The sequence below is a fragment of the Pseudomonas sp. R3-56 genome, assembly GCF_051132075.1.
Classification (GTDB): Bacteria; Pseudomonadota; Gammaproteobacteria; order Pseudomonadales; family Pseudomonadaceae; genus Aquipseudomonas.
On the sequence record NZ_CP071657.1, the window covers coordinates 5,312,212 to 5,338,202 of the forward strand.

Genomic DNA, 25,991 nt, shown 5'->3' on the forward strand with positions numbered 1-25,991 from the left:
TTTTTTTGCCGCAGCAGTGGTGGCTAACTGCGGTAGTACTTAAACGCTTGACTTCTTAATGGGGCCGTTGCGCCCGATTTCAAGCCTGCTCATCAATAGAAGGCGAAACCGGCGCCGGCGCCTTGCTGACCACAACCATGGCCGGGCGCAGCAAGCGGCCGTTGAGCAGGTAGCCCTTCTGGAATACTTTCAGCACGCTGTTCGGCTCGACGTCGGCACTTTCCTGCATCGCCATGGCCTGGTGGTGCTCGGCGTTGAAGGGTTCACCGTGGGGATCGATCGCTTCGAGCTGATAACGCTTGAGGGTGTCCTGGAACATTTTCAGCGTCAGCTCGATGCCTTCACGCATCGGACGGATGTTCTCGTCGTCCGGGTTGGACAGCTCCAGGCCGCGCTCCAGGCTGTCGATGATCGGCAGCAGGTCGCCGGCGAAACGCTCCAGGGCGAATTTGTGGGCCTTCTCCACGTCTTGCTCGGCGCGGCGGCGGACATTCTGCAGGTCGGCTGCTACGCGCAACGCCTGATCCTGAGCACCGGCCAGTTGCTCTTCGAGCACTTGTACACGAGCCGACAGGTCTTCGCCCGAATCCTGGGGAGCCTGATTGGCGTCTAGATTTTGCGTATCCTGCGTCTGTTCGTCAGCCATAGATTTCTCCTTTCAACTTCGTCCGCGAGCTCGACTCGCGCTTCTGCCCCGGTATATGGGGCCACGTTTTTCAGCTTCAAGGGCCGCGCGACGAATTAACCTTACAAAAAACAGCTGCATATCATTCCCGGCAGCGCTAAAAAATCACGCGATCAAAGCAAATCGAGCTAAGCCCGGGCATTGTCAGCTCGCGACAAAACACTGTATAAATAACCAGACCTAAAGCCTGGGAGCGGCCTTATGCTGGTGCACCTGTCCGTACACAACTACGCCATCGTCGAACATCTCGACCTCGAACTCGACCGAGGCATGAGCGTGATTACCGGTGAAACCGGCGCTGGCAAATCGATCATGCTCGATGCCCTCGGGCTGACCCTGGGTGATCGTGCCGACAGCGGCGTGGTGCGCCCCGGCGCAGACAAGGCCGACATCCTGGCAACTTTCGACCTGGTCGACATTCCCGAAGCCAGCGCGTGGCTGGCCGAACGGGACCTCGACACCGACGGCCTATGCATCCTGCGCAGGGTCATCACCGCAGAAGGTCGCTCCCGCGGCTATATCAATGGCGCCCCTTGCCCGCTGGGTGATCTGAAAGCACTCGGCGAACTGCTGATCGATATTCACAGCCAGCATGAACACCAGTCCCTGCTCAAGACCGATACCCATCGCCGCCTGCTCGACGAGTACGCCGGAGCCACCGACCTGGCCCGCCAGGTTCACCTGGCAGCCCAACGCTGGCGCCAGACCCGGCAGGAGCTGGACCGACTCGCCAATTCCGGCGACGAGCAACGCGCCCGCCACCAACTCTTGAGCTACCAGCTCGAAGAGCTGGAGAACCTGGCCCTGGGTGAAAACGAACTGGAGGAGCTGGAACAGGAACACAAGAACCTGACCAACGCCGAAGCACTCTTGGGCGTCTGCCGGCAGGTAGTCGAACAATGTAGCGAAAGCGACTCGGGCAATGTGCTCAGCGCATTGACGGCGAGCCTGAACCGGCTCTCCAGCGTCAGCAATTCGGTAGGCGCCCTGAGCGAGGCCAGCAATTTGCTGACCAGCGCGCAGATCCAGGTCGAGGAAGCCGTTGGGGAACTGAACCGGTTCCTGGATCATTTCGATGCTGACCCCGCGCGCCTGCAATATCTGGAAGAACGCCTGGACACTATCTATACGCTTGCACGCAAGCACCGAGTCCAGCCAACCGAAGTCGTTGAACTGCAGCAGCGCCTGCTGGAGGAACTGGAAACCCTGAACGCCAACGATGAATCCATCGAGCGACTCGCAGATGAACTGGCTTCCTACGCGCGGCATTACCAGGAAAAGGCCAGGGAACTCAGCGAGCTGCGCCGCAAGGCCGCCACCGGCCTGGCCGGTGCCGTGGAGCAGGAAATCCAGCGCCTTGGCATGCCAGGCGGCCGATTTACCATCGAACTGCGCCCCAACGCCGGTGACGAGCTTCAGCCCAATGGCTTGGAACAAGTGGAGCTACTGGTCAGTGCCAACCCCGGGCAACCGCTCAAGGCCCTGGCAAAAGTGGCGTCCGGCGGTGAGTTGTCGCGCATCAGCCTGGCCATCCAGGTCATCACGGCGCAGACATCCCGTGTACCGACATTGGTCTTCGACGAAGTCGACGTGGGCATTGGCGGCCCGACAGCGGAGATCGTCGGTCAATTGCTGCGCAGGCTGGGTGAGCGCGGGCAGGTATTGACGGTGACTCACCTGCCTCAGGTCGCAGCCCAAGGCCATCAGCATTTGTTCGTGCACAAGGTGCGTGGCGAAGACGCTACTCGCACCGCTGTCTCCAAGCTCGACAAGAACGAGCGCGTGGAAGAAGTGGCACGGATGCTGGGAGGCATCGACCTGACCAAGGAATCCCTGGCCCATGCCAAAAAAATGGTGGTTGCGGCAAAAAGCTGAAAGCGCTGTAAAGCAAGAAGGCGACCCGAGGGTCGCCTTCTTTCGTTTTGCGGGCTTTCGCCTACGTGACGAACTTACTTGCGCTTGCGGACATGCAAGACGAGATGGTGATCGATCAAATCGAAGCCATACTCGTCAGCAATCGCCTTTTGCAGCTTTTCGATTTCAGGACTGACGAACTCGATTACCTCGCGAGTCTCTACATCCACCATGTGGTCATGGTGCTCCCCGTCCGCCAATTCGAAGACAGCATGACCGCCATCAAAATTATGACGAGCCACCAGTCCCGCCGCCTCGAATTGGGTCAATACACGGTAAACCGTGGCCAGACCGACGTCCTCGCCAGCTTCCATGAGCGCCTTGTAGACGTCTTCGGCACTCATGTGGCGTTGCTCGGCGGAATCGAGCATTTGCAGAATCTTGACCCTTGGCAGGGTCACTTTGAGGCCGGCTTTGCGTAGTTCGCTATTTTCAACCATGGTCAGCTTTCTCGCGATGCTGCTTCGCAGCTTCTCTTAATGCGGGTATGATCGGCGTTTACGTTGTCCCAGCCAAGATAGTGGAAGTCGCCCACCGATGCAAAACACCAAGCTCTTGCTAACCAGTTTCACCTTCGTGGGACTGCTCGCACTCGCCGGTTGTTCATTCCCCGGGGTTTACAAAATCGACATCCAGCAGGGCAATGTCGTCACGCAGGACATGATAGACCAGTTACGCCCGGGAATGACCCGTCGGCAAGTACGGTTTATCATGGGCAACCCCCTGCTGACCGACACGTTCCATGCCGATCGCTGGGATTACCTGTACAGCCTGCAGCCAGGCGGTGGTGAACGGCAACAGGAACGCATCAGCGTTATCTTCAATGCCAATGACCAACTTGTCAGCCTGTCGGGTGATTTCATGCCTGGTGTGAGCCGCGATGAGGCCATCATGGGCAAGGACAGCGGTACAACCGTCACCGACCCGACCCAGAATGCCGAACAGCCGAAACCGGAAAAACCGGCCAAGCCAGGTTCGTTGCTGGATCAGATCCAGAAGGATGTGGACAACGTCGAGACCGTACCTGTCCCGACGCCCGAGCCTCTGGACACCTCGCCGCAATAAATTGCGACAACAAAAAACCCGGCATGCCGGGTTTTTTATTGCCTGCAATTAAGCGCTGCTTACTGATCCGCCTGACGCGCCTGGGCAGCCTTGGCCGCTCGTAGACGACGAATTTCTTTTGGATCAGCCAGCAACGGTCGATAAATTTCGAGCCGATCACAAACTTGCACCGCTTGCCGATCCGGATCGGCGACCACCTTGCCAAAAATACCGATCGGACACGCGCTCAAGTCCAGCTGCGGAAAATCCTCGGCAATACCCGACGCCAACAGCGCAGCGCGAACACTGGTACCTTCGGGCACTGAACATGTGCGCAAGACCTGGCGGTCGACGCTGGCATACACCACTTCAATTTCGATCAACGCTTGAGCTCGGCGTTCTGTTTCGCGCGTTGGCAGAACGCATCGACCAGCGTATTGGCCGCCTGGTTGAACAGCGGCCCCAAGGTTGCCCGCACGATTGGCCCCGCGTAGTCGAACGACAGATCCAGGCTGATCTTGCAGGCCTTTTCCCCGAGCGGCTTGAACACCCAGACACCATGGAGCTGATTGAACGGCCCCTCTTCGAGGTTCATTTCGATCGACTGCCCCGGCACCAAGGTGTTACGCGTGACAAAGTGCTGGCTCAATCCGCCCTTGGCCACATTGAGACTGGCCCGCATGTGGGTTTCGGAGCTTTCAAGTACCTCGGCGGACGAGCACCAGGGCAAGAACTCCGGATAACTCGCCACATCGTTGACCAGGTCGTACAGCGCCTGCGCCGGGTAGGGCAGCAAGGCCGAGCGTTGAATATGTGTCGTCATGTAAGCGTCACTTCCACAGCTGGGCGGCAAACACTACCAGGATGCCGATGGGCGCCACATAGCGCATCAAGAACAGACTCAAGGCGAACACCACCGGGCTGCGCAGGGACAGTTCATCACGCACCGCGTCACGCCCCATGATCCACCCTGCAAACACCACGAAACACAATCCGCCCAAAGGCAGCATGATCCGCGACGTGAAGAAATCAATCACTCCGAAGAAATCCAGCCCTCCGGTCGCTCCCCACTGATAGAGGTGGAACAGACCGCCTTCGTTCACGAAAAACTTTGCCTGCTTCCATATATTGAAGGAAAACACCGTGCCCAATCCTACGAACCAGCAGGTGAAGGCCAGCCAGAAAGTGACCCAGGCGCGACTCAGGCGGGTTCGTTCAACCAGGTAAGCGACCATCGGCTCGAGCAAGGAAATGGCCGAGCTCCAGGCAGCGACTGCCACCAGGACAAAAAACACCACGCCCATTACCTGGCCGAACGGCATGCTGCCGAAGGCGAAAGGCAGGCTGACGAACATCAGCCCCGGCCCTTCACTGGGATTCAGGCCTGCGGCGAAGACAATCGGGAACAACGCTACCCCTGCGAGCAACGATACAAAGGTATCCAGCAACGCAACGCCGAAGACAGTCCTGGTCAGCGAGGCGTTCTTGGGCATGTAGGCGCCATAGATCATGATCGAGCCGACCCCAACGCTGAGGGAGAAAAACGCATGCCCCATGGCCGGCAGCAGCCCGTCCATGACTTTCTCCGGCTGGAAGTCGAACATGAAATGCACGCCCTCCATGAAATGTCCGGTGGTCATGCTGTAGCCCAGCAGCACCAGGATCATCACGAACAGCAGCGGCATCATGATCCGCAGGCTGCGCTCAAGCCCGGCGACCACGCCTCGGGCGATCACTACGGCAGAGAGCACCATGAACAGCGTGTGCCAAAGTGTCAGCCTCCAAGGGTCGGCGATCACGTTGCCGAAGTAGGCGCCGACCTGATCGGGCGTCGCCCCCTGGAAATCTCCCCGGCCCATATCGATAATGTAATCCAGGGACCAGCCGCCAACCACACTGTAGAAAGAAAGAATCAACAGTGCCGTGACCATTCCGGCGAACGCGCCCCACGACCACCTGGCCGAATGGCCCGCCTCCGTCGCCAGCACCTTCAAGGCATTGGCCGGGCTTTGCCGGGCACGACGACCGATTAGTGTTTCGGCCAACATGACCGGCGCACCGATCAGGGCGATGCATGCCAGGAACATCAATACGAAGGCACCGCCGCCGTAGACGCCGACCATGTACGGAAACTTCCAGATACTACCCAGCCCCACGGCCGAACCGGTCGCAGCGAATATGAAGACCCAGCGGCTAGCCCAACTGCCGTGGACAGAAACCTTGTCTGTCGACATCGTGATCACGCCCAAGCGTTCAAAAAAGAGGCCGCATTGTCCGGGATTCATTCAACCTGCTCAAGCTTGCTGCTTCACCGTAGCCGACACGCACGCAACTGCCTATAATGCCGCCCCTATGGCTAAACAGAAGAAACACCCCACAGGGACCATCGCGCAAAACAAAAAGGCGCGACACGATTACTTCATCGAACAGCGTTTCGAGGCTGGCATGGTCCTGGCCGGCTGGGAAGTAAAAAGCTTGCGTGCCGGCAAGGCGCAACTGGTCGACAGTTATGTCCTGCTCAAGGACGGCGAAGCCTGGCTGCTGGGCAGCCACATCACGCCGCTGACCACCGCCAGCACCCACGTCATTGCCGATCCTGTGCGCTCGCGCAAACTGCTGCTCAACAAGCGGGAGCTGGAGAAGCTCTTCGCCTCCGTGCAGCAGAAGGGTTATGCCTGCGTCTGTACCTCGCTGTACTGGAGCAAGCATTTGATCAAGTGCGAAATTGCACTGGGCAAGGGCAAGAAGGAATACGACAAGCGCGACACCGAGCGCGAACGCGATGCCGGGCGCGAGTTGCAGCGCGCGGTGCGTAACAAGGGCAAGGAAGATTAGAGCCTCGGAAGATCCTTTGTGGGAGCGAGCCTGCTCGCGACGACGGAGACATATCCGACATCAATGGGTCGGGTAGGCCGCTTCGCGAGCAGGCTCGCTCCCACAGAAGCACCAAAAACCGCCGGCTACATCCCCTTGCGCCGCTCCGCCCGGGCAACCCGCTGCACTTCCTGACGCACCTCTTCCAGCACCTCCTGCACATACAGGATATGTCGGCTGGAAACCTCCCGCGCCAACTCCGCGTGACCATCCATGATGGCTTGATACAATTCCCGATGCTGGCTGATCAGCATGTCGCGGGTCTCGCTGCGCTGTTTGTACATGCCGCCGATATTGGTCACTACATTGCGCTTGAGCAGGTCGAACAAGCCGCGAATGGTGTGCAGCAAAACCGCGTTATGACTGGCCTCGGCGATCGCCAGATGAAAGCGCGCATCCGCCGCGCCCTCCTCCGCCCGACTCACTTCTTCGTGACGCGAGTAACAATCCTGCAACTCATCGAACGCCGCTGTCAGCCGCTCGCGATCGACCTCGGTAGCCCGCAATGCTGCGTAATAAGCGCAGGACGCCTCCAAGGTATGCCGGAACTCCAATAGATCACGCTGTGCTTCGGGATTGCTTTCCAGGAGCTGCAGCAGCGGATCACTGAACGTCGAGCCCAGCGACTCCACCACATAGTTGCCGCCGCCCTGACGACTGATCAGCAAACCCTTGGCCGTCAGCTTCTGGATTGCCTCACGCAACGAAGGGCGTGACACACCGAACTGCTCGGCCAAGGTTCGTTCGGCCGGCAGTCGCTCGCCGGACTTCAACGTGCCCTCGAGGATCATGCCTTCAAGCCGCTCGACAATATCGTCAGACAAACGGCGCTGACGAATCTGATCAAACCCCATAACTCGATTCTCCACGGTCCCGACGGCTCGCCGGGCTCTCTATTCTGGCCCATCCGGGCCTCGTCCACACCCAACAAAAAATATTAATGCCAGCAGATCAGATGTCATCTGCACCGCTTATTCGACGAAAGTTTCAAAGCGGCAAATTGACACACGACGACCAAGGCTTTTACCCTAGCCGACAGCGCTTGTAAATTGGTATTACCAATTACCCAAAACCGCTGACCAGTGCCTGACCAACAACAATTAGGGGCTCACCCAATATGCAAACCTGGCAACAGCTTTACAGCCCGCTCGGCAGCCTAGGCTTGTCCGCACTCGCGGCCGTCATTCCCATCGTGTTTTTCTTCCTCGCCCTGGCGGTGTTTCGCCTCAAGGGGCACGTGGCGGGCAGCATCACCCTGGCCTTGGCGATTGCCGTCGCGATCTTCGCTTTCCAGATGCCGGCCGACATGGCGTTTGCCGCCGCCGGCTATGGCTTTGCCTATGGTCTTTGGCCGATTGCCTGGATCATTGTCGCCGCTGTATTCCTCTACAAACTGACGGTCAAGAGCGGCCAGTTCGAAATCATCCGCAGCTCGGTGCTGTCGATTACCGATGACCAACGCCTGCAAGTGTTGCTGATCGGCTTCTGCTTCGGCGCATTCCTGGAAGGTGCCGCCGGTTTCGGCGCTCCCGTCGCGATTACCGCCGCGCTGCTGGTCGGCCTGGGTTTCAACCCGCTCTACGCCGCCGGCCTATGCCTGATCGCCAACACCGCTCCGGTAGCCTTCGGCGCACTGGGTATTCCGATTATCGTTGCGGGCCAGGTCACCGGGATCGACGCCTTCAAGATCGGCGCCATGACCGGTCGCCAGCTGCCGTTGCTGTCGCTGTTCGTGCCGTTCTGGCTGGTGTTCATGATGGATGGGCTGCGCGGTGTGCGGGAAACCTGGCCGGCCGCCCTGGTGGCGGGCTTGAGTTTCGCCATTACCCAATACTTCACTTCGAACTTCATCGGCCCGGAACTGCCGGACATCACGTCGGCCCTGGCCAGCCTGGTATCCCTGACGCTGTTCCTGAAAATCTGGCAGCCCAAGCGTACCGCCGGCGCCCAGATTGCCGGCGCAACCTCCAGCGCAGCGATCACCGCCAGCGTCGGCGGTTTCGGCCAGCCGCGCAGCACCGTGGCTTCGCCCTACAGCCTGGGGGAAATCATCAAGGCCTGGTCACCGTTCCTGATCCTGACCGTGCTGGTGACCCTCTGGACCCTGAAGCCCTTCAAGGCGATGTTCGCCGCCGGTGGTTCGATGTATGGCTGGGTATTCAACTTCGCGATCCCGCACCTGGATCAACTGGTCATCAAGGTCGCCCCTATCGTGATCAACCCCACGGCGATTCCGGCGGTGTTCAAGCTCGATCCGATTTCGGCCACCGGCACGGCGATTTTCTTCTCGGCACTCATCTCGATGATCGTCTTGAAGATCAACCTCAGAACTGGTCTTACCACTTTGAAGGAGACCTTCTTCGAACTGCGCTGGCCTATCCTGTCCATCGGCATGGTCCTGGCATTCGCCTTCGTCACCAACTTCTCGGGCATGTCATCAACCATGGCCCTGGTATTGGCCGGAACTGGCGCCGCGTTCCCGTTCTTCTCGCCATTCCTCGGCTGGCTGGGTGTATTCCTGACCGGCTCCGATACCTCGTCCAATGCGCTGTTCGGCTCGCTGCAAGCGACGACCGCGCACCAGATCGGTGTCAACGACACATTGCTCGTGGCAGCCAATACCAGTGGCGGCGTCACCGGCAAAATGATTTCGCCGCAATCGATCGCCGTAGCCTGCGCGGCAACCGGCCTGGTGGGCAAGGAATCGGATCTGTTCCGTTTCACCCTGAAACACAGCCTATTCTTTGCAACGATCGTCGGCGTGATCACGTTGGCCCAGGCCTACTGGTTCACCGGCATGCTGGTTCACTGAGTACTACACGAAACATTAAAAAACCCGACGCTGAAACGTGATTTGGCGTCCGCTATTCACCACCGGGTCTGCAAGGCTGCTGAAAGATTTCCTCTTTATATTCAGCAGCCTCAGCAGACGGATAACCGGGACCACCCGGAGACACGCCTGATGAGCGAGCTTTTTTACAACGCCGTGCCGAACGCGACCCGAGTCGCCCCGCCATTGCCTGAGCCGCGCCAGTATCCCAGCGAAAAACCCCGACGGGTCTATCTGTTCGGAACCTGCGTGGTGGATTTGTTCTACCCCGAAGCCGGGATGGACGCGATTCATCTGCTTGAGCGCGAAGGCATCCAGGTCGACTACCCGCAAGGCCAGACGTGCTGCGGGCAACCGGCCTACACGTCGGGATATACCGAGCAGGCGCGGACGGTGGCGCGGGCGCAACTGGCCCTGTTTGCCGGGGATTATCCGGTGGTCGTGCCGTCGGGCTCGTGTGCCGGCATGCTGCGTGAACATTACGCCGACCTGTTCAAGGACGAGCCGCAAATGCTCAAACAGGTCCAGGCCCTGGCGGCCAGGACCTATGAGCTGGCCGAGTTCCTGCTGTTCGTGTGCAAGGTGCGGTTGAATGACAGTGGCGCGCCGGTAAAGGTCGCGCTGCATACGTCCTGCTCGGCACGACGGGAAATGAATACGCACCTGCATGGCCGTGAGTTGTTGGCACAGCTGCGCCACGTGGAGCGGGTCGACCACAGCCATGAAAGTGAATGCTGCGGTTTTGGTGGGACGTTCAGCGTTCGCATGCCGGATATTTCCGGCGCGATGGTGGCCGACAAGACCCGCGCGCTGAAGGAATCCGGCGCGCATCAGGTGGTCAGCGCCGACTGCGGTTGCCTGATGAATATCAACGGGGCGCTGGAAAAACAGCGCGAAGCGCTACGCGGCCAGCATCTGGCGAGCTTCCTCTGGCAGCGAACCGGAGGTGCCGCATGAGCACGCCGACGCTGATTCCTACCGTTGAAGTGCAGGAAGATTTTCGCGCTCGCGCCCACAAGGCGCTGGACGACACGCAACTGCGAAACAACTTTCGCACTGCGATGGATTCACTGATGACAAAACGGGCAACGTCCTTCAGCGATGCCCACGAAAGAGAACACCTGCGGGGGCTGGGCAATGCTGTCCGCGCCCGCGCGTTATCCAAGCTGCCCGACCTGCTCGAGCAACTTGAAGCCAACCTGACCCGCAACGGTGTGAACGTGCACTGGGCGGAAACGGTGGACGAAGCCAATGGCATCGTCCTCTCGATCATCCGCGCTCACGAGGCGCGGCAAGTGATCAAGGGCAAATCGATGGTCAGCGAAGAGATGGAGATGAACCATTTCCTCGAGGCTCGGGACATTGAATGTCTCGAATCCGATATGGGGGAATACATCGTCCAGCTCGACCACGAGAAGCCTTCACACATAATCATGCCGGCAATCCACAAGAATGCCGGTCAGGTCGCGTCCTTGTTCCACGACAAACTTGGCGTGGAGTACACCAAGGACGTCGACCAACTCATTCAGATCGGTCGCAAGGTCTTGCGGCAGAAATTTTTCGAAGCCGACGTCGGCGTTTCCGGTGTCAACTTCGCCGTCGCCGAAACCGGCACGCTGCTGCTGGTGGAAAACGAAGGCAACGGGCGGATGTCGACCACGGTGCCGCCGGTGCACATTGCCGTGACCGGCATTGAAAAAGTCGTGGAGAACCTGCGGGACGTCGTGCCGCTGCTCTCGCTGCTGACCCGCTCGGCGCTGGGCCAGCCGATCACCACCTACGTCAACATGATCTCCGGCCCGCGCAAGGCAAACGAACTGGACGGGCCGCAGGAAGTTCACCTGGTCCTGCTCGACAACGGTCGCAGCCAGGCGTTTGCCGACAGTGAGCTGCGCCAGACCCTGAACTGCATTCGCTGCGGCGCCTGTATGAACCATTGCCCGGTCTACACGCGAATTGGTGGTCATGCCTACGGCGAGGTTTACCCAGGACCTATCGGAAAAATCATCACGCCACACATGGTCGGTCTGGCCAAGGTGCCGGATCACCCGAGCGCGTCCTCGTTGTGCGGTGCTTGCGGCGAAGTATGCCCGGTGAAAATCCCGATCCCGGCCCTGCTACGACGGCTGCGAGAAGAAAACGTCAAGGCGCCGGACAGCCCCAACCCGGTCATGCGCGGCCAGGGCAGCAAGTATTCGGCCAAGGAGCGCTTCATCTGGAATGCCTGGGCCCGGCTCAACAGCTCGCCACGGCTGTACCGGCTGTTCGCTTTCCTCGCCACGCGCCTGCGCGGCCTGGCGCCGCAGAATGTCGGCCCCTGGACCCAGAACCACAGCGCCCCGAAACCCGCCGCCCGCTCGTTGCATGACCTGGCCCGCGACCACCTGACCCAGCAGGGAGACCGCCGATGAGCGCCAAGGAAAATATCCTCGCCAAGCTGCGTAAAAGCCTGACCGGCACCACGCCCGTTGCCGACAACTACGATGTCGAACTGGTGACACAGACCTACCGCTACGCGCCCGAGGAACGCATTCCACAATTGCGCAAGCTGATGGAAGCGGTGCACACCGAAATTCACCTGACGTCCGGCGAAGCCTGGCCGACGCTGTTGGCGCAATTGCTGCGCGACCGGCAACTGCCGAGCCTGCTGATCGCACCGACAACGCCCCACGGGCAAAAAATCGTACAGTTCTGGGCGAACAATCCTGGCCTTCCTGCGCTCAAGGCCTACGATCGGCCGGTGGAGGAATGGAAAGCCGAGCTGTTCAACGATACGCCTGCCAGCCTGACCGGCACCCTCGGAGCCATCGCCGCAACCGGTAGCCTGATTCTCTGGCCGACGCGGGAAGAACCGCGCCTGATGAGCCTCGTCCCGCCGGTGCACTTCGCCTTGCTCAAGGCCAGCGAAATCCGTGACAACTTTTATGAAGTGCAGCAGGAATTCGAATGGGCCCAAGGCATGCCGACCAACGCCCTGTTGGTGTCGGGCCCGTCAAAGACCGCCGACATCGAGCAGGTCCTGGCCTACGGCGCCCATGGACCAAAGGATCTGGTGGTGCTGATTCTGGAGGACCAATGACGCTTCCGGCCCCTTTCCTGCGCGACGTATACCAACTGATCCCGGAGAAACGACGCTTCGACGACCCGTTGTCGACCCTGGCCTTCGGCACCGATGCGAGCTTTTATCGGCTGATTCCGAAACTGGTGGTACGCGTCGAAAGCGAAGACGAAGTCATCGCCCTGCTGCAGCTGGCCCAGCGCGACCGGGTTCCGGTGACCTTCCGTGCGGCCGGCACCAGCCTGTCCGGCCAGGCCATCAGCGACTCAGTGCTGATTGTGCTCGGGGACAACTGGAACGGCCGGGAAATTCGCGAGCAAGGCACACAGATCCGCTTGCAAGCCGGAGTGATCGGCGCCCAGGCCAACGCCTGGCTGGCCCCGTTCGGGCGCAAGATCGGCCCGGATCCGGCGTCGATCAGCGCCTGCAAGATTGGCGGGATCGTCGCCAACAACGCCAGCGGCATGTGCTGCGGCACGGCGCAGAATACCTATCACACCCTGGCCGGCATTCGCCTGGTGCTCGCCGATGGCACGCGCCTGGACACCGAAGACGCCGCCAGCGTGGCGGCATTCAGGGCGAGCCACGGCGAACTGCTGGAGCGGCTGGCAACCCTTGGCCGTGAGACACGCGCCAACACGGAGCTCGCCGCCCGAATTCGCCACAAGTACCGTCTGAAAAATACCACCGGCCTGTCGCTCAATGCCCTGGTGGATTTCGACGAGCCGGTGGATATCCTCAGCCATCTGCTGGTGGGCTCTGAAGGCACCTTGGGATTCATCAGCGCGGTGACCTACAACACCGTCATCGACCACCCGAACAAAGCCTCGGCACTGATCGTGTTTCCGGATGTGGAGACCTGCTGCAACGCCGTGACCGTACTGAAAAGCCAGCCGGTTTCAGCCGTTGAGCTGCTGGACCGCCGCAGCCTGCGCTCGGTGCAGGACAAGCCGGGCATGCCGGATTTCGTACAGCACCTGTCGAACAATGCCTGCGCCTTGCTGATCGAATCCCGCGCCGCTTCGTCATCGTTACTACAGGAACAACTGGCCCGGATCATGGCTTCCCTGGCGGCTTTCCCGGTGGAAAAACAGGTCGACTTCACCGAGGACCCGCGAGAAAACGCCCGCCTGTGGGCCATCCGCAAAGACACCTTCCCCGCCGTAGGCGCGGTACGCAAGACCGGAACCACGGTGATCATCGAAGACGTGACCTTCCCTGTCGAGCAACTGGCCGCCGGCGTGAATCGCCTGATCGCCCTGTTCGACAAACATCACTACGACGAAGCAATCCTTTTCGGACACGCACTGGAAGGCAACCTGCACTTTGTCTTCACCCAAGGCTTCAACAGCACTGAAGAAGTCGCACGCTACCAGGCGTTCATGGATGACGTAGCGCAACTGGTAGCGGTGGAATTCGGCGGCTCGCTGAAAGCCGAACACGGCACCGGCCGCAACATGGCACCGTTCGTCGAGCTGGAATGGGGCACTGATGCCTATCAATTGATGTGGCAGCTCAAGCGCTTGCTTGACCCCAACGGCATCCTCAACCCGGACGTCGTGCTCAGCGAGGACCCGCAGATCCACCTCAAGCACCTCAAGCCATTGCCGGCAGCTGATGAGATTGTCGACAAGTGCATCGAGTGCGGCTTCTGCGAGCCGGTGTGTCCCTCCAAGGACCTGACCTTGAGCCCGCGCCAGCGCATCGTGATCTGGCGCGACATTCAAGCGAAAAAGCGCGCCGGTATCGATACCTCCGAGCTGGAAACGGCCTATCAATACCAGGGCATCGATACCTGTGCCGCCACGGGCCTTTGCGCCCAGCGCTGTCCTGTCGGAATCAACACCGGCGAACTGGTGAAAAAACTCCGCAGCCGTACCGCGACGCGTACGAAAACCGCCGATTGGCTTGCAAGCAATTTCGCCACTGCGCTGCAAGGGGCGCGCTTTACCCTGCACGTCGCCAACGGTGCGCGAATGATGTTGGGAGCGCCGCGCCTGGCACGCTTGTCCGCCGGGCTGACGCGGCTGTCCAAAGGACAAGTCCCGCAGTGGACCAACGCCATGCCGCAGCCGGAAAGGGCGATTCGGTTCAGCCCCAGCGTGTCGGACGAACGACCGAGGGTGGTTTATCTGGCGGCCTGCGTGTCGCGGGTCATGGGCCCGGCGGCAGGGGACAAAGAACAGATGTCGTTGCACGACAAGACCCGCGGGCTGCTGGAAAAAGCCGGTTACCAAGTCGTTTTCCCGGACAACGTAGACAGCCTCTGCTGCGGCCAACCCTTTGCATCCAAAGGCTACGCCGAACAGGCCGAGCACAAGCGCCAGGAACTGATCGGCGCGCTGCTGCACGCCAGCCGCGGCGGGCTCGACCCGATCTATTGCGATACCAGCCCATGTACCCTGCGCCTGGTTCAAGACTTGGGTGACGTACGCCTGGACCTGTACGACCCGGTGCGTTTCATTCGCACGCACCTGATGGATCGCCTCGACTTCATTCCCCAGGAGGCGCCCATTGCGGTGCACGTCACCTGCAGCACGCAGCACCTTGGCGAGAGCCAGGCGTTGATCGATCTGGCGCGCAGGTGCAGCAAAAACGTGGTCATTCCGGAAGGCATCCATTGCTGCGGATTTGCCGGGGACAAAGGCTTCACCACGCCCGAACTGAACGCCCACTCGTTGCGCACGCTCAAGGGCGCGGTAGAGCACTGCAGCGAAGGAATCTCCACCAGCCGGACCTGTGAGATCGGTCTTACGCAACACGGTGCGATTGATTACCACGGGCTGGTTTATCTGGTCGACCGAGTGACACGGGCCAGGGCGATGTGAAAAAAATAGAACCCTGACGAACAACGGCAGTCCATTGATCAGGTCCCGCAAACGCGGGACTTCCTCAACAGGTAGCCGCCCTGATGGCCAGCAAATGCTGCCCTTGGGTCAAGGAGAGACATATGAAACGCTCTGTGCTGTTAGGTCTGTTTGTCACTGCTTCGATGCTGGCATCACCCTCGTTTGCTGCCGGCGATTCGGACAGTCTCTGCGCCACCAACATCAAAACCATTGAGAATGCCAAGACCCAGTACCAAGGCTCGGATTCGCAAAGCCAGATCGAGGCGAGCCTTCAGCAAGCGAAGGCCCATCAAGCCTTGAAAACCAAGGAAGGCACCGAGAAATGCATCTCTGAAACCACCCAGACCATCCAAGAGATGCAGAAGACCAACAAAGACGGTAAAAACTCCTGAATGCCGTGGGCCAACCTTCGGGTTGGCCCCTGATGCGTTTTGGCGTACACTACGCAGGCCTGTCGCTCTACAGATTCACAGAGCGCCAGGTTCGGGGCCGTTTAGGATTCGACGCCGGTTGCGAAACTTTAGGTGCATGCCGAGTTGGTAACAGAACTCGTAAATCCACTGTTGCAACTTCCTATAGTTGCCAATGACGAAACCTACGGGGAATACGCTCTCGCTGCGTAAGCAGCCTTAGCCCTTCCCTTCTGGTACCTTCGGGTCCAGCAATCACCAGGGGATGTCCGTAAACCCAAAGTGATTGTCATATAGAACGGAATCGCCGTGCAGTACGTTGTGGACGAAGCGGCTAAAACTTACACAACTCGCCCAAAGCACCCTGCCCGTCGGGTCGCTGAGGGTTAACTCAATAGACACGGCTACGCATGTAGTACCGACAGCGGAGTACTGGCGGACGGGGGTTCAAATCCCCCCGGCTCCACCACTTCATCATCTAAAGACGTCCACGGACGTCTTTTTTTGTGTCTGAAATCCAGTGAATACCGCCCCTCAAGGCTACTCAGGCTTTCCAGATGTTGATATCTGCCGACTGGCCAGCCAACCTGATTGCCTACCATGTTGACATTTCGCTTGACAGATGATTTTCTAGACGAAGATTGTGCCATTTTTGCCGTTAAGAGCCGTCCAGGTGCACAGGGCCGGTGAAGCAGGCCCTGTGCACCTGGACGGCACCATGAGCATGCATTTCGTCGGTTAATACCTTGCAATCACAGCTCTTTGTCTGTAACTGCGCCGACTGAGTGTGCTAACCTCAAATCCAAGTCTATTTTGACCCTTATGGGTACTTTCGCCATGATCAGCGGCCACCAGCATTCAAAAGACCTTAGCTTTGCGGAAATGATGAGCCTTAAAAGCAGCTCACGTGACCGTCAGGTTGATGCTGTCTATGCAGCTGACCCTCAGATGCTTGAAATGGCTGCTGCCCGTGCCAAAGCTGCCCTTCGTGGCAACTCTGCTTCAATCGCTCGCCCACAACGATTCTCTGCGCTTAGCAACTAATGCCCGAAGCGGTAAACGAAGACGCTCCGTTCGCCCTACTTGAACGTTCAGAGCTCTTCGCTTTCCTGCTCGATCTAATTCAGCGCGTCTACCGCCCCTCAATTCAATCAGCTGTCACCGATTACGGCCTCGTGATCGTAGGCGGGCAATCGCTTACGCTTTGGGCCCGGCAATACCTCATCGACGAAATGACAGGCGAGGATGTCGGATTCGTCACTAGCGATGACTTGGACTTTATCGGCAAGCCCAACTCTATTGATTATTGTGCCCAGATGATGGGCGTCCCTTTTCGCAAAGCGAAGATGGAAGACAATACGATCAATATTGCCGCCGCGTACATTGACTGGCTTGACGGTAAAGAGGTCATCGTCGATATCCTGGAAATGGACAGCGTAGGGGGCGCGCCCAAAAAAGAGATTTTCAAGTATTTATCCGTCCTGGATATCGAAGGTGTGCAGGTCGCCGTCATCGACCCGATCACGTGTCTAAAGTCCCGTTTGTTCAATCTATTCGCTTACTGGCAGGATCGAAAGCACCGGGAGTCAGTGCGAGTGAAGATCGCACTACGCGCGTCGAATCACTACCTGCGCGACCTGCTGGTTCATGATGGGTATCGAGCCATATCAGAGCATATCCATCGAATTAAGGTCTTGGCCCTGACACCGCTCGGCAAGCGTGTTTATGTCGAATATGGAATCGACGTGCTGGACGCCATCCCCTACGATCCGGCGCTGTTTCCAGCGGCCTACATGGATCGGGAACGACCGAACATGCTCCGCCAAATTGGTGATGTACGCCGACGGAAGTTAATTCAGTACCAACGATTCGCTTGTGGCCCTATCCACCCTAGCCATCTTCAACCCGCTGCAGAGAACGATCCAAGATAAAGGAATCGGGACGACGCAAAACACCCGCGCTGTCATGGCCTCGACTCATCTTGCCTACAGCTTCAACCACCAAAATCTGATCTTCCCCCGTGCCACTATCAAACAAGGTACATTTACGCCCATCGAGCACGATCAGCAGTGCCGGAATGGAGCGACCAGGCCGGTTTGAAAGGGAAATGGGGTTATGGACAAAAAGTCGCTTTCCGAGCGGGACATCTGCAGCAAGTACATCGCCCCAGCCGTTCAGCAAGCTGGATGGGACATGCACAAGCAGGTGCGCGAGGAAGTCAGCTTTACCAAAGGCCGCATTATCGTCCGGGGCAAACTGCACAGCCGTGGTGAAGCACGCCGCGCAGACTTCATCCTCTACCACCAAGCCAACCTGCCTATCGCAGTGATCGAGGCGAAGGACAACAAGCACTCCGTTGGCTCCGGCATGCAGCAAGCCCTGGGCTATGCAGAGGCGCTGGACGTACCGTTCGTGTTCTCCAGCAACGGCGATGGTTTCCTGTTTCACGACCGCAGTGGCACAGGCAGCCAGGTAGAAACCGAACTCACCCTTGATCAATTCCCCAGCCCTGCCGAACTTTGGCAGCGCTACTGCCAGTGGAAGGGGCTGGATACAACAGCCCAACACAATATCGAAGCGCCCTACTACGACGACGGCTCCGGGCGCATGCCTCGCTATTACCAGATGAATGCCATCAACCGCACCGTCGAGGCTGTGGCGCGCGGCCAAGACCGTATCCTGCTGGTGATGGCTACGGGCACCGGTAAGACATACACAGCCTTCCAAATCATCTGGCGGCTGTGGAAATCGAAACAGAAGAAACGCATCCTGTTTCTGGCCGACCGCAACATCCTGGTCGACCAGACCAAGAACAACGACTTCAAGCCCTTCGGCCAGGCGATGACCAAAATCGCCAAACGCCAGATCGATACCTCCTACGAGATCTACCTGTCGCTCTATCAGGCCGTCACCGGCACCGATGAAGAGATGAACATCTACAAGCAGTTCTCCCGGGACTTCTTCGACCTGATAGTGATCGACGAATGCCACCGTGGCAGCGCCGCCGAGGATTCAGCCTGGCGTGAAATCCTCGACTACTTCTCCAGCGCTACCCACGTTGGCCTCACTGCCACACCGAAGGAAACTAAAGAGGTTTCCAGCATCACTTACTTCGGTGAGCCGATTTACAGCTACACCCTGAAGCAAGGCATCGAAGACGGTTTTCTCGCCCCCTACAAAGTGGTACGGATCGACTTCGATAAAGACCTTCAAGGCTGGCGGCCACCCAAAGGGATGCTCGATAAGAATGGCGAGCTGATCGAAGACCGCATCTACAACCTCAAAGATATGGACCGCACCCTGATTATCGAGGCGCGCACCCAACTGGTGGCGCAAAAAGTTACCGAACTCCTCAAGGCCACCGATCCGTTTCAGAAAACCATTGTCTTCTGCGACGACATCAACCACGCCGAGCGCATGCGCCAGGCACTGGTCAACCTCAACCGCGAGCGTGTGGCCGAGAATCGCAAATACGTCATGCGTATCACCGGCGATGACCAGGAAGGTAAGGCCGAGCTGGATAACTTCATCAACCCGGAAGAGCGCTACCCGGTGATTGCCACCACCAGCAAGCTGATGACCACCGGCGTCGATGCTCAGACCTGCAAGTTGATCGTGCTCGACCAGCACATCAAATCGATGACCGAGTTCAAGCAAATCATCGGTCGCGGCACTCGCATCAACGAGGACTACGGCAAGTACTGGTTCACCATCATGGACTTCAAAAAGGCCACCGAGCTGTTTGCCGACCCGGCCTTCGACGGCGACCCAGTGGTGATCTACGCCCCAGAAGGCGATGACTCCCCCGTACCACCGGATGACCCGCTTGCCGACGAAGATGGCATCAGCGCAGGCAACGATAACGAAGGCGATGACCTGGATTTTACCGGCGAAGATGAGGGCAAAAAACGCATCAAGTACGTCATCGACAACGTCCCGATTTATGTCATCGCCGAGCGTGTGCAGTACTACGGCCCGGATGGCCGACTAATCACCGAATCGCTGCACGACTACACCCGTACCTGCGTACAAAAGCAGTTCGCCTCGCTGGATGACTTCCTCCGACGCTGGAGTGATTCCGAGCAGAAGAAAGTCATCATCGAGGAGATGGCCGTCCAGGGCGTGATGTGGGAAGCCTTGGCCGAAGAAGTAGAAAAGAAACAGGGCAAGCCGCTCGATCCGTTCGATCTGATCTGCCACGTCGCCTTCGACCAGCCTGCCCTATCACGCCGCGAGCGGGCGGAACAGGTGAAAAAGCGCAACTATTTCGCCAAGTATTCTGGCGCCGCTCGCCAGGTGCTGGAGGCATTGCTGGATAAATACGCCGATACCGGCATCGAGCATATCGAGGACATCAAAATCCTTCAGCTTGACCCCTTCAGCCAGTTCGGTGCGCCTATCGAGCTGGTCAAAGCCTTTGGCGGCAAGGCTGGCTACAACAAAGCTATCCACGAACTGGAAGACGAACTTTACGCAAGCTAACGGCCAACTGCCGACGACCTGCCAAAGCAGCCGTCCACACTTTCCTGTAGAATTTCGCCCCCCTTGCGGTACGCGTTGAGATAACTTCATGTCCATTAGCTCCACCATCAAGTCCATTCAAGACATCATGCGCAAAGACGTTGGCGTAGACGGCGACGCCCAGCGCATCGGACAGTTGGTTTGGCTGCTGTTCCTGAAAATCTTCGATGACCGCGAGCTGGAATGGGAGCTGATGGACGACAACTACCGGTCGCCCATTCCCGACAGTTGCCGCTGGCGTACCTGGGCCGCCGATCCGGAAGGTATGACCGGTGATGCGCTGAAGGACTTTATCGACAACAACCTGTTCCCCCAACTGCAGAACCTGCACGAGTACAGCAACACGCCCTCGGCCTTTGTGGTGCGCAGCGTGTTTGAAGACGCTTACAACTACATGAAGTCCGGGCAGTTGCTGCGTCAGGTGATTAACAAGATTCAAGAAGGGGTGGACTTCAACAAGGCTCAAGAGCGCCATGAGTTCGGTAATCTCTATGAGCAACTGCTGCGCGACCTGCAGAACGCGGGCAACGCTGGCGAGTTCTACACCCCGCGACCAGTTACCGAATTTATGGTGCGCATGGTCGATCCGAAGTTGGACGAAAAGGTCATGGACCCGGCCTGCGGCACCGGCGGCTTCCTCACCTGTGCCATTGATCACAAGCGCAGCCGCTATGTAAAAACCGCCGAAGACGAACGCACCCTACAAGCCAGTATCTTTGGCGTGGAGAAAAAGCCGCTGCCACACCTGCTGGCCACCACTAACATGATCCTACATGGCATCGAGGTGCCCAACCAGATTCGCCACGACAACACCCTGAGCAAGCCGCTGATCAGCTGGGGGCCGAGTGAGCGCGTGCACTGCATCGTTGCCAACCCGCCGTTTGGCGGCATGGAAGAAGATGGCATCGAAACCAACTTCCCTGCTGCCTTCCGCACTCGTGAAACCGCCGACCTGTTTTTGGTGCTGATCATGCAACTGCTGAAAGACGGTGGTCGCGCCGCCGTGGTGCTTCCGGATGGTTTTCTGTTTGGCGACGGCATCAAGAGCCGGATTAAGGAAAAGCTGCTCACCGAATGCAACCTGCACACCATCGTTCGCCTGCCCAACGGCGTGTTCAACCCCTATACCGGCATCAAGACCAACTTGCTGTTTTTCACCAAAGGCACACCCACCAAACAGGTGTGGTTCTACGAACACCAATACCCGGCCGGCGTTAAGAACTACTCCAAGACGCGCCCCATGCGCATTGAAGAATTCGCCGTAGAGGAAGCCTGGTGGGGCCACGAAGCCGATGGCTTTGCCGCACGGGTGGAGAACGAATTCGCCTGGCCGGTAAGCATCGAAAAACTGCAGGAGCGCAACTGGAACCTGGACTGCAAAAACCCGCATATCGGCGAACAAGTCAGCCACGACCCGGACGAGCTGCTGCGCGACTACGCCAGCCTGCAAAGCGAAATCAGCGACCTGCGCGACCAACTTAAAGCCGTGCTAGCCGAAGCCCTGGAGCGCCAGGTATGACAGCGTTGCTCACCGACAATCTGCCGCTGCTGGCCGGTGCACCCAATGGCATCAAAAAACTGCGCGAGCTGATTCTGGAGCTGGCGGTGCGTGGCAAGTTGGTGCCGCAAGATCCCAGTGATGAGCCAGCAAGTGAGTTACTTAAGCGGATAGCCGTGGAAAAGGCGCAACTGGCAGCGGAGGGCAAGTTCAAGAAGCAGAAGGCGCTGGCGGAGATTGCTAAAGAGGAACAACCATATGCATTGCCAGCCAATTGGAAGTGGGTACGACTTGACGCTCTGCTTAAAAAAATTGGGGCCGGAAGCACTCCATTGGGTGGAAGACAGGCTTACGTCGCAAATGGGGTCAAATTCCTTCGGTCTCAGAACATTTGGAATGAAGGGCTTCGACTCAATGAAGTTGCTTTCATAACTGAAGAAACCCACCAAAAAATGTCGGGAACACATGTTGAAGCAGGTGATTTACTTTTCAACATCACTGGTGCGTCTATTGGCCGGTGTGCCGCGGTTCCAACTGACTTTGATACGGGCAACGTAAGTCAGCACGTGACTATTATTCGACCGGTCTCTGGTGAAATCCAGCCGTTCCTTCATGTGGTGCTGATCTCACAACTGGTTCAGCAGACCGTAATGGATGTGCAGGTAGGGGTTTCGCGTGAAGGGCTTAGCATCGGTAAGTTGGCTCAATTTCTAATACCTCTTCCTCCTAAGGCTGAACAACACCGCATCGTTGCCAAAGTCGATGAGCTGATGGCCCTCTGCGACCGTCTGGAAGCCCAGCAGACCGGCTCCGAAAGCGCCCATGCCCAACTGGTGCAATCGCTGCTCGACAGCCTGACCCAAGCCAGCGACGCCACCGACTTCGCCACCAACTGGCAGCGCTTGGCTGAACATTTTCACATGTTGTTCGCCACCGAACCCAGCATCGACGCCCTCAAACAGACCCTCCTTCAACTGGCCGTGATGGGCAAGCTAGTGCAGCAAGACCCCAACGACGAACCGGCCGGTGAGTTGCTTAAGCGCGTTGCAGAGGAAAAGGTGCGGCTGGTGGCGGAAGGGAAGCTCAAGAAGCAGAAGCCGCTGGCGGACATTGAGGATGACGAGGTCCTTTTCGACCTGCCAAGCAGCTGGGCATGGACGAGATTTGGGAATATCTGCGCAATTAAAGGCGAGCTAGTTCGCCCGGAGGACTTCCCATCATTACGCCAGATCGCCCCTGACTGCATTGAGAAAGGCACCGGCCGCCTCACTGACAACAGAACAGTGAAAGACTCTGGCGTCAAAGGCCCTAACAGTCGCTTCTTTGCCGGACAGATCGTCTACTCGAAGATCCGCCCGTCACTTTCTAAGGCCGTATTGGTTGATTTCGACGGGCTTTGTAGTGCGGATATGTACCCAATAGATGCTTTCATCAGCTCGGAATTTCTACTTAAAGAAATTCTGTCTGAGGTTTTTCTCGAGCAGGTCCGGGTCGCTGAAAATCGAATCAAAATGCCCAAACTCAATCAGGAAAGCCTGACGAGCTTCGTGCTGCCTATCCCGCCACTAGCCGAACAACATCGTATCGTCGCCAAAGTCGATCAACTGATGACCCTCTGCGACCAACTCAAAGCCCGCTTAACCCAAGCCCGCGAGCTCAACGAACAGTTGGCCAGGACTCTCGTCGAGCGGGCCCTTACCGAAAATGGTCAGCAGGCTAAAATTGCCACGGATCGGCAAATAGCTCGTACCCTCCTCGCAGCAGAAATCACTCATCGGCTACATGGCCAACGTACATTCGGCCAACGCAAGTTGCAGAAAGTGATCTACTTGGCCGAACACGTAGCCAGGCTCAATGCTATCCAAGGTGACTATCTGCGCGACGCAGCCGGTCCCCACGATCGCCAGTTGATGACTAAGGTCGAAGCCGAGCTTCAAAACCATCAATGGTATGAGCGCTTCGAGCGCGAGACTATTGGCCATGCTTATCGCCCCCTTTCTCAAGCAGGGCAGCATCGGCAGGCATATAGCAGCGCCTGGTCGGTCGCTGAGCAGGCCACCATTGAGCAGGTCATCGAACTAATGCGGGACTGGGATACAGATCGTTGCGAAATGACCGTGACGCTCTATGCCGCCTGGAACGACTTTATTCTCGAAGGCCGCCCGGTTACCGATGACGCCATCGTGGACGAAGTCATGCATAGCTGGAACGACACCAAGCTGCGCTTTGGAAAAACCGAATGGTTAGCGGTACTCGCAAAGATGAAGAAGCACAAAATTCTAATACCCACCGGCTTTGGCAAACGCACCACAGGCGGCATGCTCAGCTTGCCCGGTTTCGAGTAAACAGAAGCCTTTTTAGCCGTGCTCTGCAAGATACGGATACGAAGCATGCGGCTTACTCCTACTTCTCGCGGTATTCCAGCTGGTATTCCAAAGAAAAATACAAATTCATATTAATCAATTAAATCAAATACCTAACAACTCAGTTCAAATTACCCCGGCCCACGCAAGCTATAGAGATCAGGCACTTAGCGTCTATCGCAAGTGCCTTTTTTATGTCTGAGTCGTTCGACTCGAAGGCATGGGTCGGAAAAACCCGCGCTGTATTACCCTTCCCTACCCACACGCCCCTCCTCAGCAGGTTGAGAATTCCAGCAAACGCCGTAGACTCGCCTTAACGAATAACGTTAAGCATTGATCAGAAGCTTCAGATGCGCCGACACCCAGATTCTCTTTGAAACGGGCAAAACCCGACACTGGGCAGCGATCCTTTCAGTAGTGGAGCGAAAGCTCGGCATGCTTGACGCAGCGGTCGATCTCACCGATCTGCGCTCCCCGCCTGGAAACAGGCTGGAGCAGTTGCATGGCGACAGGGAAGGCCAACACAGCATCCGGATTAACGGTCAGTACCGAATCTGTTTCGTCTGGGGGGCCAACGGTCCCGAACATGTACAAATCGTGGATTATCACTGAGGTGAGTCATGTTTAAGAATGGCATGAGGCCCATACACCCTGGAGAAGTTCTCAAGGAGGAGTATCTGGAACCGCTTGGCCTTACGGCCGCCGCGCTTGCAAGGGCTTTGCATGTATCAGCGCCGACGGTAAATGACATCGTATTAATGCGCCGTAGCGTGAGTGCAGATGTCGCTTTGCGCTTGGCAGTAGCATTGGATACATCGGCACAGTTTTGGCTGAATCTGCAGACTGCATATGATTTACGCACGGCTGAGATTGCCAAAGGGGAGCAAATCTACAGGGAAGTGGAGAAAATTCCTCACTGCGCGTAGCTTTCAAAAAGGCATTGGGCGATTACCGCCAGTGCCTTTTTTGTACCTTAAAGATTGTCCCCCCTATCACAACCACCACCCTACCCCTAATGCGAAGAAACATACCCCGACGCCGCCACCCCCTCCGGCAACGCATAAGTCGCCCTCATCCATTCCACCTCGGCCTGCGGCGTCCGGCCAAACATCCGCTTGAACTCGCGACTGAATTGCGAGGCGCTTTCATAGCCGACACTGAACGCCGCCGTCGAGGCGTTCATGGTGTTGCGCAGCATCAATAACCGCGCCTGGTGCAGGCGGGTCGACTTCAGGTACTGCATGGGTGATGCGCCCGTCACGTTGCGAAAATGCAGGTGAAAGTTGGGGACGCTCATGCCGGCTTCCTGGGCCAGGGTTTCGACGTCCAGATGTTCGTGGTAGCAGCTGTGGATCTTGCGTATCGCCCGGGTGATCTTGCCGAAATGTCCCCGGCGACTGAGGGCGGCGCGCATCGAGCCGCCCTGTTCGCCGGTCAGGATTCGATAGTAGATTTCCCTCATCAGAGACGGGCCCAATATTTGCGCCTCGCCCGGACGGCTCATCGCCTCCAGGAAGCGCAGCGTCGAGGCGCGCAGCGGCTCATCCATGGGCGAGGCGTACATGCCTTTGGGCTGGGCGTCGCTGGGGCAGTGGGTTTCGTCCACTTGCAACATGAGTTCGCTGGCCAGTTGCAAGTCGAGGCGCATGTAGACCGCCAACATGGGCTCCGCGGCGCTGGCATCGGTCTCCATGATGAATGGAACGGGAACAGACACCACCAGGTAATGCTGGGCGTCATAGACATAGACGTCATCGCCCAGATAACCGCGCTTGCGCCCCTGGCAGAGGATCACGATGCCGGGTTCATACAGCACCGGCGTGCGCGTCAGGGGGCGGTTCGAACGCAGGAAGCGGACGTCGTCCAGCGCGCTGAGGTTGTAGCCTTCCACCGGTGCGAGCTGTTCCATCAACTCCACCATGCGCGCAGCGGCCTGAGTCATCGA

General features: G+C 58.1%; 22 protein-coding genes and 1 other RNA gene. 16 read left to right on the top strand and 7 right to left on the bottom strand.

What is annotated here, in order from left to right:
• Positions 1-79 precede the first annotated feature (79 nt).
• Entirely contained in the window at positions 80-646 is a 567-nt protein-coding gene (gene grpE, locus J3P96_RS24195; protein WP_181287537.1) for a nucleotide exchange factor GrpE, read from the bottom strand.
• A gap of 240 nt (positions 647-886) precedes the next feature.
• Between grpE and recN the strand changes: the two genes are divergently transcribed.
• Positions 887-2,560: a DNA repair protein RecN gene (gene recN, locus J3P96_RS24200; protein ID WP_434653715.1), complete on the top strand. Its 1,674-nt coding sequence runs from the start codon at positions 887-889 to the stop codon at positions 2,558-2,560.
• A gap of 74 nt (positions 2,561-2,634) precedes the next feature.
• Here the strand turns inward: recN and fur are convergent, their stop codons facing one another.
• Positions 2,635-3,039 (bottom strand): ferric iron uptake transcriptional regulator, encoded by a 405-nt coding sequence (gene fur / locus J3P96_RS24205; RefSeq protein WP_305496921.1) that lies wholly within the window; start codon positions 3,037-3,039, stop codon positions 2,635-2,637.
• 97 nt (positions 3,040-3,136) lie between these two features.
• On the opposite strand from fur, the gene bamE reads away from it, so the two are divergent.
• A complete protein-coding gene (gene bamE / locus J3P96_RS24210) occupies positions 3,137-3,664 on the top strand; it encodes an outer membrane protein assembly factor BamE (RefSeq protein WP_305496923.1) in 528 nt (175 codons plus the stop codon).
• A 59-nt stretch (positions 3,665-3,723) separates the two neighbouring features.
• On the opposite strand, the gene J3P96_RS24215 is transcribed toward bamE, so the two are convergent.
• From J3P96_RS24215 to J3P96_RS24225, 3 genes are read right to left on the bottom strand one after another with little or no spacing between them, the layout of a single operon-like run.
• Positions 3,724-4,026, bottom strand: a complete 303-nt coding sequence (locus tag J3P96_RS24215; protein WP_434653716.1) for an RnfH family protein — start codon at positions 4,024-4,026, stop codon at positions 3,724-3,726.
• Complete coding sequence (locus J3P96_RS24220) at positions 4,023-4,466, bottom strand: type II toxin-antitoxin system RatA family toxin (protein ID WP_305496926.1); 444 nt, start codon at positions 4,464-4,466, stop codon at positions 4,023-4,025. Before J3P96_RS24220 ends, J3P96_RS24215 begins: the two co-directional genes overlap by 4 nt.
• A gap of 7 nt (positions 4,467-4,473) precedes the next feature.
• Positions 4,474-5,877, bottom strand: a complete 1,404-nt coding sequence (locus J3P96_RS24225) for a sodium-dependent transporter (RefSeq protein WP_305496927.1) — start codon at positions 5,875-5,877, stop codon at positions 4,474-4,476.
• A gap of 118 nt (positions 5,878-5,995) precedes the next feature.
• Here J3P96_RS24225 and smpB point away from each other — a divergent pair, with 118 nt between their 5' ends.
• Positions 5,996-6,478, top strand: a complete 483-nt coding sequence (gene smpB, locus J3P96_RS24230; protein WP_030139770.1) for an SsrA-binding protein SmpB — start codon at positions 5,996-5,998, stop codon at positions 6,476-6,478.
• 125 nt (positions 6,479-6,603) lie between these two features.
• On the opposite strand, the gene J3P96_RS24235 is transcribed toward smpB, so the two are convergent.
• On the bottom strand, positions 6,604-7,371 hold the full coding sequence (locus J3P96_RS24235) for a GntR family transcriptional regulator (protein ID WP_434653717.1): 768 nt from the start codon (positions 7,369-7,371) through the stop codon (positions 6,604-6,606).
• Positions 7,372-7,634: 263 nt separating this feature from the next.
• Here J3P96_RS24235 and J3P96_RS24240 point away from each other — a divergent pair, with 263 nt between their 5' ends.
• The 13 genes from J3P96_RS24240 to J3P96_RS24300 all read left to right on the top strand — a co-directional run bounded on the left by J3P96_RS24240 (position 7,635) and on the right by J3P96_RS24300 (position 24,972).
• Positions 7,635-9,329, top strand: coding sequence for a lactate permease LctP family transporter (locus J3P96_RS24240; RefSeq protein ID WP_434653718.1), 1,695 nt, complete (start codon positions 7,635-7,637; stop codon positions 9,327-9,329).
• 150 nt (positions 9,330-9,479) lie between these two features.
• Positions 9,480-10,304, top strand: coding sequence for a (Fe-S)-binding protein (locus J3P96_RS24245; RefSeq protein ID WP_434653719.1), 825 nt, complete (start codon positions 9,480-9,482; stop codon positions 10,302-10,304).
• Positions 10,301-11,758, top strand: coding sequence for a LutB/LldF family L-lactate oxidation iron-sulfur protein (locus J3P96_RS24250; protein WP_434653720.1), 1,458 nt, complete (start codon positions 10,301-10,303; stop codon positions 11,756-11,758). Before J3P96_RS24245 ends, J3P96_RS24250 begins: the two co-directional genes overlap by 4 nt.
• The gene (locus J3P96_RS24255) at positions 11,755-12,426 is read left to right on the top strand and encodes a LutC/YkgG family protein (RefSeq protein WP_434653721.1); all 672 of its coding nucleotides are present in this window, start codon (positions 11,755-11,757) and stop codon (positions 12,424-12,426) included. The genes J3P96_RS24250 and J3P96_RS24255 overlap by 4 nt, the downstream gene beginning before the upstream one ends.
• Positions 12,423-15,233 (top strand): FAD-binding and (Fe-S)-binding domain-containing protein, encoded by a 2,811-nt coding sequence (locus J3P96_RS24260; protein ID WP_434653722.1) that lies wholly within the window; start codon positions 12,423-12,425, stop codon positions 15,231-15,233. The genes J3P96_RS24255 and J3P96_RS24260 overlap by 4 nt, the downstream gene beginning before the upstream one ends.
• 122 nt (positions 15,234-15,355) lie before the next feature.
• A complete protein-coding gene (locus J3P96_RS24265; RefSeq protein ID WP_434569869.1) occupies positions 15,356-15,646 on the top strand; it encodes a hypothetical protein in 291 nt (96 codons plus the stop codon).
• A 93-nt stretch (positions 15,647-15,739) separates the two neighbouring features.
• Positions 15,740-16,133, top strand: a transfer-messenger RNA (tmRNA) gene (gene ssrA, locus J3P96_RS24270).
• 574 nt (positions 16,134-16,707) lie between these two features.
• Positions 16,708-17,595: a hypothetical protein gene (locus J3P96_RS24275; protein ID WP_434653723.1), complete on the top strand. Its 888-nt coding sequence runs from the start codon at positions 16,708-16,710 to the stop codon at positions 17,593-17,595.
• Between the two features lie 184 nt (positions 17,596-17,779).
• Positions 17,780-20,146, top strand: a complete 2,367-nt coding sequence (gene hsdR, locus J3P96_RS24280; RefSeq protein WP_434653724.1) for an EcoAI/FtnUII family type I restriction enzme subunit R — start codon at positions 17,780-17,782, stop codon at positions 20,144-20,146.
• 88 nt (positions 20,147-20,234) lie between these two features.
• Positions 20,235-21,704: an N-6 DNA methylase gene (locus tag J3P96_RS24285; RefSeq protein ID WP_434653725.1), complete on the top strand. Its 1,470-nt coding sequence runs from the start codon at positions 20,235-20,237 to the stop codon at positions 21,702-21,704.
• Entirely contained in the window at positions 21,701-24,028 is a 2,328-nt protein-coding gene (locus tag J3P96_RS24290; protein ID WP_434653726.1) for a restriction endonuclease subunit S, read from the top strand. Before J3P96_RS24285 ends, J3P96_RS24290 begins: the two co-directional genes overlap by 4 nt.
• A 351-nt stretch (positions 24,029-24,379) precedes the next feature.
• The gene (locus J3P96_RS24295) at positions 24,380-24,658 is read left to right on the top strand and encodes a type II toxin-antitoxin system RelE/ParE family toxin (protein ID WP_434653727.1); all 279 of its coding nucleotides are present in this window, start codon (positions 24,380-24,382) and stop codon (positions 24,656-24,658) included.
• Positions 24,659-24,666: 8 nt separating this feature from the next.
• A complete protein-coding gene (locus tag J3P96_RS24300; protein WP_434653728.1) occupies positions 24,667-24,972 on the top strand; it encodes a HigA family addiction module antitoxin in 306 nt (101 codons plus the stop codon).
• Positions 24,973-25,058: 86 nt separating this feature from the next.
• Here J3P96_RS24300 and J3P96_RS24305 read toward each other — a convergent pair whose 3' ends face one another.
• A complete protein-coding gene (locus J3P96_RS24305; protein WP_434653729.1) occupies positions 25,059-25,988 on the bottom strand; it encodes an AraC family transcriptional regulator N-terminal domain-containing protein in 930 nt (309 codons plus the stop codon).
• Positions 25,989-25,991: the final 3 nt, after the last annotated feature.